The 11,885-nt window shown below is 42.1% G+C and carries 14 protein-coding genes; 7 read left to right on the forward strand and 7 right to left on the reverse strand.

All coding sequences use genetic code 11. From position 1 onward, the window contains the following. Nucleotides 1-178 precede the first annotated feature (178 nt). The 4 genes from FW759_RS04070 to FW759_RS04085 all read left to right on the forward strand — a co-directional run bounded on the left by FW759_RS04070 (nucleotide 179) and on the right by FW759_RS04085 (nucleotide 3,658). Nucleotides 179-943: a UTRA domain-containing protein gene (locus FW759_RS04070; protein ID WP_095569951.1), complete on the forward strand. Its 765-nt coding sequence runs from the start codon at nucleotides 179-181 to the stop codon at nucleotides 941-943. 309 nt (nucleotides 944-1,252) lie between these two features. Then, on the forward strand, nucleotides 1,253-2,089 hold the full coding sequence (locus FW759_RS04075) for an amino acid ABC transporter substrate-binding protein (protein WP_446442272.1): 837 nt from the start codon (nucleotides 1,253-1,255) through the stop codon (nucleotides 2,087-2,089). 14 nt (nucleotides 2,090-2,103) lie between these two features. After that, complete coding sequence (locus tag FW759_RS04080) at nucleotides 2,104-2,832, forward strand: amino acid ABC transporter permease (RefSeq protein WP_446442273.1); 729 nt, start codon at nucleotides 2,104-2,106, stop codon at nucleotides 2,830-2,832. Nucleotides 2,833-2,914: 82 nt separating this feature from the next. Further along, nucleotides 2,915-3,658 (forward strand): amino acid ABC transporter ATP-binding protein, encoded by a 744-nt coding sequence (locus FW759_RS04085; protein ID WP_443566316.1) that lies wholly within the window; start codon nucleotides 2,915-2,917, stop codon nucleotides 3,656-3,658. A gap of 285 nt (nucleotides 3,659-3,943) precedes the next feature. On the opposite strand, the gene FW759_RS04090 is transcribed toward FW759_RS04085, so the two are convergent. Both FW759_RS04090 and FW759_RS04095 read right to left on the reverse strand, forming a co-directional pair. Continuing rightward, nucleotides 3,944-4,312 carry an ATP-binding cassette domain-containing protein gene (locus tag FW759_RS04090; RefSeq protein WP_446442274.1) on the reverse strand — a complete coding sequence of 123 codons (369 nt, stop codon included), beginning with the start codon at nucleotides 4,310-4,312 and terminating at the stop codon, nucleotides 3,944-3,946. 15 nt (nucleotides 4,313-4,327) lie between these two features. Further along, entirely contained in the window at nucleotides 4,328-5,221 is an 894-nt protein-coding gene (locus FW759_RS04095; RefSeq protein ID WP_446442275.1) for a hypothetical protein, read from the reverse strand. A 467-nt stretch (nucleotides 5,222-5,688) separates the two neighbouring features. On the opposite strand from FW759_RS04095, the gene FW759_RS04100 reads away from it, so the two are divergent. The 3 genes from FW759_RS04100 (at nucleotide 5,689) to FW759_RS04110 (ending at nucleotide 7,429) form a co-directional block, all read left to right on the forward strand. Beyond that, nucleotides 5,689-6,192 carry a GNAT family N-acetyltransferase gene (locus FW759_RS04100; RefSeq protein WP_179288368.1) on the forward strand — a complete coding sequence of 168 codons (504 nt, stop codon included), beginning with the start codon at nucleotides 5,689-5,691 and terminating at the stop codon, nucleotides 6,190-6,192. A 105-nt stretch (nucleotides 6,193-6,297) separates the two neighbouring features. Beyond that, nucleotides 6,298-6,795, forward strand: coding sequence for an N-acetyltransferase family protein (locus FW759_RS04105; RefSeq protein WP_446442276.1), 498 nt, complete (start codon nucleotides 6,298-6,300; stop codon nucleotides 6,793-6,795). A 73-nt stretch (nucleotides 6,796-6,868) separates the two neighbouring features. Continuing rightward, nucleotides 6,869-7,429 (forward strand): MepB family protein, encoded by a 561-nt coding sequence (locus FW759_RS04110; RefSeq protein WP_446442277.1) that lies wholly within the window; start codon nucleotides 6,869-6,871, stop codon nucleotides 7,427-7,429. Between the two features lie 235 nt (nucleotides 7,430-7,664). Here FW759_RS04110 and FW759_RS04115 read toward each other — a convergent pair whose 3' ends face one another. The 5 genes from FW759_RS04115 to FW759_RS04135 form a co-directional block, all read right to left on the reverse strand. Next, nucleotides 7,665-8,411 (reverse strand): lysozyme inhibitor LprI family protein, encoded by a 747-nt coding sequence (locus FW759_RS04115; protein ID WP_446442278.1) that lies wholly within the window; start codon nucleotides 8,409-8,411, stop codon nucleotides 7,665-7,667. Nucleotides 8,412-8,415: 4 nt separating this feature from the next. Continuing rightward, complete coding sequence (locus tag FW759_RS04120; RefSeq protein ID WP_446442279.1) at nucleotides 8,416-9,063, reverse strand: anthranilate synthase component II; 648 nt, start codon at nucleotides 9,061-9,063, stop codon at nucleotides 8,416-8,418. Nucleotides 9,064-9,095: 32 nt separating this feature from the next. Further along, nucleotides 9,096-10,514 carry an anthranilate synthase component I family protein gene (locus FW759_RS04125; protein WP_446442280.1) on the reverse strand — a complete coding sequence of 473 codons (1,419 nt, stop codon included), beginning with the start codon at nucleotides 10,512-10,514 and terminating at the stop codon, nucleotides 9,096-9,098. A gap of 71 nt (nucleotides 10,515-10,585) precedes the next feature. Continuing rightward, entirely contained in the window at nucleotides 10,586-10,861 is a 276-nt protein-coding gene (locus FW759_RS04130) for a Trp family transcriptional regulator (protein WP_095569960.1), read from the reverse strand. Nucleotides 10,862-11,054: 193 nt separating this feature from the next. Then, on the reverse strand, nucleotides 11,055-11,813 hold the full coding sequence (locus FW759_RS04135; RefSeq protein ID WP_353670274.1) for an iron ABC transporter ATP-binding protein: 759 nt from the start codon (nucleotides 11,811-11,813) through the stop codon (nucleotides 11,055-11,057). Between the last annotated feature and the right edge of the window lie 72 nt (nucleotides 11,814-11,885).

An 11,885-nucleotide genomic window follows, 5' to 3' on the forward strand; every position in this document is an offset into this window, starting at 1 on the left:
CATAAGTTGTATATACAAATTATCAAAGATACTTTTTTCATGCAAGGATTTTTTTATAAAAATTAGAGTTAATGAAAAAAGGAGCATAACTGATAGAGTGATATGAATAAGAGTTCGCATGATTGTCATGATATTATGGCGCTACTCTTATTAGCGGAACTGACGGTTTAAAACGAATATGACAAAAACAATCCCAGCGTATCAGCGGATTAAAAATGCGATATTAGACAACATCCATTCTGGTAAATGGCAAGCAGGCAAAGCGATCTCGACAGAAATGGCACTAGCAAAAGAGTTTGGTGTATCACGGATGACGGTCAACCGTGCGCTAAAAGAATTGAGCGAAGAGCGGGTATTGGAGCGTCGGCAGGGGTCAGGCACATTTGTCGCCCAGCAGCAGTTTAATCATACCTTTGTAGAAGTACGCAATATCGCTCAGGATTTAAAATCCGCCAATCGTGATTATCAAGCGCAGGTGGTAAGCAAACGTGCCATTACCGCCAATATGCTGGATGATGAGCTGCGCCGTAAGTTTGGTATTGAGACAGCAGAGACATTGTCCGCTCACAGTAAGAATGATGACGTGGCGAATAGCGCTGACGCGACTGTATTGTATGAAGTAAAAATTATTCACTTTGCCGATGGTCAGCCGATTCAGTTTGAAGAGCGCTGGGTCGATGCCAAAAAAGTCCCTGAATTTATTGAGCAAGATTTTAGCGTGGTCAATACCAGTGATTACTTGATTGCCAAAAGCCCGCTAGAGCGCGGAAGCTACACCATTCGTGCATTGGCAGCACCAGAGGAGATTGCGACTTTTTTGAAAATCGCACCGCAGTCGCCAACGTTGGTACTGCGTCGCCAGACCTACTCAGCGGGTCAAGTCGTCACCTTTGTAAAAATGTGGCATGCTGGCGATCGGTATCAGTTTTCAGGCGAGCTTTGATAAATTGACGCATACTCACTATTTTTGTACGTTTATTCTTTCTGAAGTACGCTACTATATGAACACATTGCGGTCTAGGCGACCGTTATAGGCTCAAAATTTGCTATAAAATCGTCTAAACGATTAAAATAATGTAGAAACAGTATTGAAAAATATACTGAGAACCCTTAAATCGGGCAACCAAAGCAAAATAATACGATTCAGATATGCATTGTGATATCTGTCTGCGTGAGGTTTAGATTATTTGCTGGCATTATGACATTGATATAACAGTCTCGACTCATCCATTCACTCTTATAAGGACGTCTTATGAAACGTCGTACTCTCTTAGCCCTTGCCGCTAGTACAGTCCTGCTTGCCGCTTGTGGTCAGTCAACTACTACTGAAACTGATACCAAAGCGACGGACAGTACCGCGACAGGCGGTTCTGATTTGCTGCAACGTATCAATAACGGTGGCACTATCAACGTCGGTACAGAGGGCACTTACCCTCCATTCACGTATCATGACGAGAGTGGCAAACTCACAGGTTACGATGTAGAAGTGACACGTGCCGTTGCTGAAAAATTGGGCGTCGATGTTGAGTTTAAAGAAACCCAATGGGATGCGATGCTGGCAGGTTTGGACTCAAAACGTTTCGATATGGTGTCTAACCAAGTTAGCTTGACCACGCCAGAACGTCAAGCGAAGTATGACAAAACCACGGCTTATAGCTGGTCAGGCGCAGTCGTCTTGGCACCGACCGATGACAACCGTTATAGCTCTTGGGAAGGTCTAAAAGGCCTACGTACCGCTCAGTCGCTCAGCAGTAACTATGGTGAGTTGGCCCAGCGTTATGGTGCAGAAATCGTCCCTGTCGATGGTATGGCGCAAGCCGTTCAATTGGTCAAACAAGACCGTGCTGACTTTACGATGAATGACAATCTGGCAGTATTGGATTATCTAAAAAAATTCCCAGATTCAGGTCTTGAGATTAAGCTGACTGCGCCTGCTAGTGAGCAAACTGGCTCAGGTTTGGTCCTTATCAAAGGCGATGATGCTGTAGTAGCAAAATTGGATGAAGCGATGGCAGAGCTACAGGCTGATGGCACGCTGACCAAATTGAGCGAAGAGTTCTTTGGTGCTGATATAAGTAAACAAAAATAATGCTAGGATCTATAATGTCAGTGTCGTGGTTAGCTGAATTATTGGCGTTGTTGCCATTTATGAGCCCTGATCGGGCGCAGATTGTCATCTCGTCTTTTTGGCCGATGCTCAAAGGTGGTATTTATTATTCGATACCACTGGCATTGATTTCATTTACGATTGGTATGATCATTGCGCTGACAGTGGCTTTGATTCGTATCGTGCCACGTACTGGCTGGTTCCATCAGATCATTTATAGGCTTGCTCGTATCTATGTGTCTGCCATTCGCGGGACACCAATGCTGGTGCAGCTATTTATTATTTTCTATGGACTGCCAAGCGTTGGGGTTAAGCTTGATCCTTTTCCCTCCGCCATTATTGCCTTTTCACTGAATATTGGTGCCTACGCATCAGAGACGGTACGTGCGTCGATTTTGTCGATTCCAAAAGGGCAGTGGGAAGCAGGTTCGACGGTTGGACTTACGTATCTGCAAACGTTTCGTCATGTTATTTTGCCGCAAGCGCTTCGGGTATCCGTACCACCATTATCCAATACATTTATCAGTTTGGTGAAAGACACGTCGCTTGCCTCATTGGTCTTGGTGACAGAGCTGTTTAAACAAGCGCAGATTATCACCGCCCGTAACTATGAGTTTATGCTGGTTTATACCGAAGCGGCGATTATTTATTGGGGTATTTGTCTGTTCCTCACCTTTATCCAAGGTAAGCTTGAAACCAGACTGGATCGTTATGTGGCGAAGTAAAAGCCTATAAACGGTACGAGTATATTTGTCATCACGTGTTATTGCGATTAGCAAAGCAGCTATCAGTACAACAGGAATTTTCATGATCAAAGTCACTAATATTCATAAAGCCTTTGGTAGCAATCAGGTGCTAAAGGGCATCGATTTGACCATTAATAAAGGCAAGGTGGTCGTCATATTAGGGCCTTCAGGATCAGGGAAGACCACTTTTTTACGCTGTCTTAATGCATTAGAGATTCCTGATTCAGGGGTGATTGCCTTTGATGATGGCAGCCTGACCGTTGACTTTGCCACTAAGCCTAAGAAAAACACTTTGCTGGCGTTACAACGTAAGTCGGGTATGGTGTTTCAATCTTATAATTTGTTTCCCCATAAGACGGCGCTTGAAAATCTGATGCTTGGGCCGACAGTGGTACAAGGACAAAGTAAAGGGCAAGCACGTGAACAGGCGCTGGTATTGCTCGATAAAGTCGGTCTGTCAGATAAAGCTGATCTTTATCCGTTTCAGTTGTCTGGTGGTCAGCAGCAGCGTGTCGGTATTGCACGCGCACTGGCGATTGAACCTTCATTATTGTTGTTTGATGAACCAACCTCTGCGCTTGATCCAGAGCTGGTGCAGGATGTCCTTGAGAGTATGAAGCAGCTGGCCTCTGAAGGCTGGACAATGGTTGTGGTGACACACGAGATAAACTTTGCTCGTGATGTGGCGGATCATGTGGTCTTGATTGAAGATGGGGTGGTTGTCGAAGAGGGCAGTGCCAAGCAATTATTTGAGGACTCGCGCCATCCACGTACGCAAGCATTCTTACAGCGTATTGAGCAGTAAACTGTTTATACTGTTATAACGTACTTAGTTATAAAAAAATCATCAGTCGCTTGGCTGGTGATTTTTTTTGTCTATCATTTGAGCTTAATGATTATAGTAGGAGGTAAATTAATATCTATAGCAGGGCTATTCTTTTGTTTTTTCCATAATTGAAAGGTTCATAATAATCGTTAGTGAGAACTTGAACATCAAGCAGTAGGCTGACGATCTCCTCGTTTTGACTTGCTAAAATAGTCACAATGTACTGTATGGTTTACCTATCTAGTAGATTAATCACTTTCTATCTCAATGTCTAACATCTATAACCAGTCTTGTTTGAGCAAGCTCATCAAGATATTGGTCTATGATTTGGGTATTTTCTTTATCCAAATGTGCATCCCATTCATCTAGCATGACAACTGTACTTTGGTCGTCCTCTCTAATTTCTTGAATTTGCTTGATGAGTTGTTGTCCTGTTGAGCCTTTATGGGTTTGATCTGTTTTGTAATTAAAATACAAATTGTGCTTGGCAGGCAAATAGTACGCTTGTTCTTGGTAGTGGTCTTTTAGCGTAAGCAACATACAAGACTTACCAACACCATTACTACCAATCAGCGTTACCCTCCCTTTCTTGGGCAACTGTGTTGAATTAAAAATCTCTCCTGTTTGCTTCACACGTATTTGGTCTGCCTAAATGTAGGTATCTAAATCCACATTGGTCGGTTGTAAAACCTCCAAAATACCATCTAGCATCGTTTTAATAACGCCGATACTGGTATGGTAGCCAATCAAGGCATAGCACATTTGCAATAGCTGAATTTGTCTTGGCAGCGTGGCAATTAGCACCGCCATCGTCGCGGCGTCATTCCAATTTTTATTAAAAATAAAGCCGGTGATTACAAAAACAGGCAGCATGAGTATGATCATGCCTAGGCTTGAATTAATGTGCTGGATAGATGTGGATTTGACACTATTATTCTTTGCGGTCGTAAAGCTTTTTTGAACGATATTATTATAGAGCGTGTAATTATGCTTGTTGAAAATAACAACGTTATCCCAATTGTCAAAAAGTTTAGCGGTTAAGTTCAACCGTGATTGCTGATCTGTTTTGGCAGCGGTTTTTAAAGTATGTCGTCTGAAATGCACAAACATAGAAGCAAAGACAATACCTACTGCATAACCAAGCATTAATGTACCATCTAAAAACCAAGCAATAACGAGCACATTAAATAAGACATTAAAAACCAACGCTGAAATGTCAAAGATACTATCAATGACGGTTTCAAGCGTATAGTTGCTTTCCTGAACAAGTGTTGTCGTTGCTGTACTCTGTAACTCATCGCTTGATAAAAAATAGGTCTTACCTAAAAAAACAGTATGGAAGGTATCGTTGTATAGCTTATGAGCGTCGTACTTAGCGCGCTCCGTATTGGTGACACAGAAATACGCAGGTACATAAACGACCACCAAAGAGGCAGCAAATAGCAGCATATAAGGAAATAAAGGCCCATTTTCAGCAAAACTTTGTGCCAATCGAGCAATAAAATACGTTGATGACGCTACAATAATTTGCTGAATTACCAAAAATGTTAATGCTATACGCAGATACTTGTTTGAGATAACTTTATAAATCAAGATTTTTCAATATTCCTTAAGACTGACACACATAAATCTAGCAAATAACAGATGCTTACTGACGTACAATCTGCTGGTTAACTTTTATGGCTCTTTAAGTAGACTCTCAAGTGTTTAAAAATAATGATCAGAAAATCTGGCTATGGATACAACTCTTTATTAATAGACTATTATCGATTAAAATAAGTAATTCTACAATGGAAATAATACTTTTTAATGTCAGAGTCAACTTTAATAATCAGCTCTTATTACCCCAATAGAGACTTGAGTCTCCAGAGCAAATGACTGACAATCAAGCTAGATTAAGGTTTAAATATTTAGAGTATTGATGACGGAAATAATAATTTTTTAATTATAAGTGTCGATAATAGTCAACATACTCATTACAAAGTGATTCATCTGTCAGGATAAATATAATGAAAATTGAAATACGTCATGCCGAGCCAGAAGATGCAGACGCGTTGCAAGCCATTCATGCCGATGAGGCCTTATATACAAATACTTTGCAGTTGCCTATGCCGTCCAAGACCCTATGGCGCAAGCGACTGGCAGATATACCTGACAATATGCATATGTTAGTGGCTGAAATTGAAGGTGAAGTGGTGGGAAGTCTCGGGCTTCAGATTATGACATCAAAGCGTCAACGCCATGTAGCAAGCTTTGGGGTCAGTGTAAAAACAGCTTCACAAGGCAAAGGTGTGGGTCGAGCGCTTATAAACGCAGCGCTGGATTTGGCTGATAATTGGTTAGATATAAGGCGTATCGAGATTACTACTTATACTGACAACACTGGAGCCATCAGTTTATATAAAAGCTTGGGCTTTGTAATAGAAGGTGAGATGGTGGATTATGCTTATCGCAACGGTGAGTATGTCAATGCTTATCAGATGGCAAGAATTCGAAAAGTTAAAAATGGATAACACTGATAAATATCGTTTCTAAAATAGCTTACTTCCGTATTATTGATAAATATAAAAAGCCACCGTAAAAAATATTTACCCTAATAGTTAACTATGGAGTGCCACATGTTTTTTACGCGTAAGGCAACCCAGAGTGATGTATCAGATATTGCTCACATTCACTTTGAAAGTTGGAATGCTACGTATTCGAACCTTTTACCTAAAACGTATAGAGACAAAGAAAATAACTTATCTCAAAAAATGGAAATGTGGGAGAAGCTGCTACCTAGATCTGATGTGAATACATGGATAGTATATGATGCTGAGGATACAACTGTAGGGTTTATTTCTTACTTTAAGAAAGATCACAAATGTGAAATAACTACTTTGTATCTTTTACCGCAATACCAAAATTTAGGGATAGGTACTAAGTTAATGAACGCAGTCCTAATTGACGCTTCTCAATATAATAGCTGCTCTAGTCTATCTTTATGGGTGTTAAGAACCAATCTATCTGCGATCAGGTTCTATGAGAAATTTGGTTTTGAGTCTGACGGCCAATGTGACGAAGAGCTATATGAGGACGCCAAAATAATAGATATTAGAATGGTAAAACTACTTTAGTATCTATGATTTTGTGTAAGACTGTATCTACAATAAAGTACTTATTATCAAGACTCTCTGAGAAACAGCCTAAATGAATACACTTAATCAGCCCAAAGAACTTTTTTCTTATACTGAAAATCTTACTTCAGACATTATCCCAGCATCATTTAATCTTATATTGCGAAAGCTATTTGAGCCAGCAGGATATGCAGTTGAAGACGTTGAGCCTGAAATGGAAAGTATAGAATATGGAGCACTTAAGTTTACACTGAATGGCCAGAGGGTAATTTATCGACAAGCGAAAACTACACCAAAAAAAATTGGTCAATTTGTGACAATATGGAAGCGTGAAAAATCTGATAGTGAGATTTCACCAATTGACCTGAAGGATGGGGTAGACTGGTTGATTATAGCTGCCAACGAGGGTACTAATTTTGGAGTTTTCATTTTCAGTGCACAACTTCTAGCTAGAAAAGGTGTATTCTCAGAAGAAGCAAAGGCTGGTAAAAGAGCGATGAGAGTATATGCTCCTTGGACAAACCCAACCGCTGTTCAAGCTAAACGAACAAAAAATTGGCAGACGGAGTGCTTTCTTGACTTTAAGAGTAGCGATGCAGATTTAAAGTCTTTTACTAAAAAACTGGAGCGATAATAAAAAGTATTCCAACCCCTTGATCTATCGAAATATAACAAACTCCCAATACGTGATTATTTAGATTTTTGAAGTACACCCCAAGAGAACTAGCTATTTTACCCCTTAAGCGTATTAATAGACCACTATCATAGAGCCATTTATATCAGAGTATTACCAATACTAAAATTGCGTTACTCATCTTGCTAAGTCATCAATGTATATAATAAGTCTATTCTCAAGATTAGGATGCGCTCTAATCAATCCACAAAAAGTAATCTTGTCCTCGACTGTCATTCTGCTGAATAAAGCAGACTTTTTCGGCTTGAGTTCTTGGTTGATGCTGCGCATTTGCACCGCAGTCTTTTGAGCGCTGTTTGATCCACTGAATCTGCTCTTGCTTTAAGTCAGCTTCCATATGCTCATCGTATAACCGTCTGACTTCATTTCGCGTTACTTGATAGCTTTTATTTAACGCTTTATCGGATGCAGTATATTTACTATCAATAAGAGCCGCTTGCGAAACCAATGGTAGATAGGTCGAGTTTTCTTTATAAGTGACGGAACTACCATCTAGCGTCCACTCATTGCCTGCACGTATCTTTTTATCGATAGGGTTTATAAAGCCTCTGATACCGTTACCTTCAAACTGATAACCCTGAAAGCCACATGGCGTCATGCCATCATTACATAAGCTATGCTTGGTCTTAGCAGGGTAAAGTTTGACGCTATAGGGCGACTTATCGATACTCTTATCGTATGGCTTTATATGCCACAAGCGCTGCAAATCAGGGGCAACCAGTAGCATGTTATCGCACGTCACACTGCCTTCTTCGCAATCTTCATAAAGGTTTAAGCGTTGACCTTGTACGTCCATTCCTAATACAAAGTTAGTCTCTGTAGGTACTACTGCTGCACTAAAAGACGCGGCTAATAAAAGACTGACACTAACGCCAGCCTGTTTTAATAAGCGCAACCTACATCGGTGAAAGACACGCATCATGGGTTCATACCTGCTGTAAAAAGTTCGTGAGCAAACGTTTGGCACCTTCAGTTGCAAAGGATTCAGGATGAAATTGTACCCCTTGAATGGGATGGTCTTTGTGCTGTAGTCCCATAATCTCGTCACCAGCCAGTGCCGATTCACTCAAGCTGAGAGTGTTATGATCGTCATTGGCGACGACAGCAGTGACTGTCAAACACTCTGGTAAGGTATTTGCTTGTACCATGAGTGAGTGATAACGCATGATCTCAAGCTCTTGTGGCAAGCCTTGGTAGATACCAGTACCATCATGGCGAATCGATGAGACCTTGCCATGCATCGGTAGGCTGGCACGAACCACGTCGCCGCCAAACACATGAGCGATGCCCTGCATCCCTAAGCAAACGCCCAATAATGGCGTCGTCTTGCCCATGACTTCGATCACCTCGCTACACACACCAAAATAAGCAGGATCGTCTGGCGCACCAGGGCCGGGCGAGATAATGATTCGGTCCAAGTTCATCGCTTGCACATCGGCTAAGGTAATCTCGTTATTGCGTTTGACGATGACGTTTGCCGCTTGACTGTCATCCATGGTTTGTAGAATCTCACCAATGTATTGATAAAGATTAAAAGTAAACGAATCGTAGTTGTCGATAATTAAAACATTCATGGTTGATAAACTCTTTGTGAAATGTGGTCAATTTATGGGTTCATAAAGCTGTCTAAGACCACTTTCATCGCTGACAGTTTACGCTGAATTTCTAAATACTCATCGGCTGGATTGGAGTCGTAGACATTGCCGCCGCACGTTTGCGCGTAGGCCGATTCGCCATTGATAAACAGACTGCGAATAGGAATGGCAAAAATGCAGTCACCGTTAAAATTGAATGAGCCTAATGCACCGCCATAAGCACCGCGACCGTCTGGTTCCAGCTCGTTGATCACTTTGATGGCCTCAATTTTTGGCGCCCCTGATAGAGTGCCTGCAGGGAAATTGCTGGCAAGCGCACTGAACATATCTTCATTGGGATGTAAGATACCAACAATTTCAGAGGAGATATGTTGTACGTGCGAGAAGCGCTTGATGTCCATCAGACTGCGCACTTTTACCGTGCCAAATTGTGCCACGCGGCCAATGTCATTGCGATGCAAGTCGACCAGCATATTGTGCTCAGCAATTTCTTTAGCATCATTGAGTAGTGCGCGAGCAAGCTTGCGATCTTCGATCACATCGACGCCGCGCTTGGCTGTGCCTGCTAGAGGATAGGTTTCCATCTCACCTTGACGCAAGCGGAACAATAGCTCAGGAGATGCCCCAATGATGCATTGCTGGCTAAATTTCATAAAGTACATATGCGGCGATGGATTAACAGCGCGGAGTTTTTCATAAATGGGCATCTTGTCGCCAGCGATATGGTACTTGGATTTAAATCCCACTTCACACTGAAAGATACGCCCAGAGATAATGTCTTCTTTGACTTGCATGACCGCTTTTGCATGTTCTTCTTGACTCATACCATCACCCAAAAACTCGACGCTGGGCGGCTTGTAGCTTGGTATGGGTGCATCAAGTAGGTTTTTGATTTGCTCGATGCGATTGTCTTGCTGAGCGGTCGGGTAATAAAAATAGAAAATCTCACCTGTCATTTTGTCCAGCGTCAAACCATCTAAATACACCCCAAACTTGAACGGTTCAAAATCTTCGCTCGACTTAGCATTGAGACTGGGCTCAAAGAAATTCACACAGTCGTAGCCCAAATAGCCGACAAGACCGCCGCTTTGATCACGTGCAATTACATGCTGCGGGGTGATTTTACGCAGTAGCTCATAAGGATTGTCAGTCTGATAGTGCGTGGTTTCAGCCGTTTTATTGTCAATAATGGCAAGCGTGGTGCGATCAATAGCCGCAATGGTCATAATAGGATCAAAACCAATGGCATGGTGGCGTGAAATATGACTGTCTTCGCCCAGTGACTCAAGCAAATAACAGGTATCAAACTCGCGCTCAATACGTTTGAATAGCGCAAAAAAATCGATATCTTGCGTAAGCTTTATTCGTTGCGGCTTACTAGGAATATCAATGGGTGCGGGCTGCACAGGTGTAGCATGAAAAGAGCTCATAACGACTTCCGGAATAGTTCAAATGGGTAATAAATAAAATAAGAGAAACGGGGAGAGTATGGTTTAGCCCCTTACTGACTCTGTCTGTGTGTGGCTAGTAAAGCGCTGACATCATGGTGTTGAATGGCTTTGGCCCCTCGTGAGACGGTCGCAATACCAACGCCCAATTGCTCAGAAATATCACGCTGGGTGACACCGCGTTCGAGCAAGTCAAAAATACGGATACGATTCGCAATCTCGTGCTGCTCTTTCTCCGTCAGTAGCGCTGTCAATAATACTTCGATATCAGACTTGTCGTGACAAGTGGCTAAATGAGTCAGAAGGCTTTGATAGGGATCAGTATTCATAATATTGGGTCTTAATAAAAAAGAATAACTATCTTGTATCAGTATTCTAGTACAGTAGTACAAAAAACGCAAGTGATAAGCAAACTGGAGTACGATGTCAACAGTGGCTGAAAAGATGTTCTGGTAGTAATTAGATGAGAGAGAGCGTTAATAACAGCAAGGTGGTCGGTGTTTGGCTTTAAAACCCAGCCCTTTACACCGTATCGACAATCACTGGCCGACCTTGATGATTTAGGACGGTGACATCAACGTTATAGAGCGCTTTCATGGTCTCTTTGGTCAGAACATCGACGGGCTTGCCAACCGCCATCACTTGTCCTGCTTTCATCGTGACTACGGTATCAGCAAATTGTGCCGCTTGATTGATATCATGGAGAACAATCACCACGGTTTTTTGTTGACTATGACTGACCTCTCGTAGCTCACGCATCAAACGGCCCGCATGATACATGTCCAAGTTATTAAGCGGTTCATCTAGCAACAAATAAGGCGTATCTTGGCAAACGATCATCGCAATCAATACCCGTTGGCGTTGACCACCTGACAAGGTCGATAAAAAACGATCAGCCAAAGCGCTCAGCTCAAAGCGCTCGATGATTTCTTGTACCTTTTGCTGGTCGTTAGCAGTGGGCTGCCCCTGATGATAAGGATAGCGTCCGAACATCAGTAGCTCATGCACACGCAATCGCCCTTGTACCTGATTCTCTTGTCCAAGCATCGCAACCGTTTTAGATAATGTTCTCGCATGGCAAGTGGCAATATCGTGTTCACCGAAGCAGACCTGTCCTGACTGTATAGGTTGCAAGCGTGACATAACAGAAAATAAAGTAGATTTACCCGCGCCATTGGGGCCAATCAATGCGATGACTTGCGCGCTTGGCAAAGACAATGTCACGTCATTTAAGATTTGCTGTTTGCCAATATGGTACGAGATATTATCTATTTTAATCATAGGGATTCTTGTTTTAGCGAATAGTAAAAATTTTACGTTGATAATGAGTTATTCATTACTAACGACACGGTT

This window comes from Psychrobacter sp. 1176_08 (genome assembly GCF_052850615.1).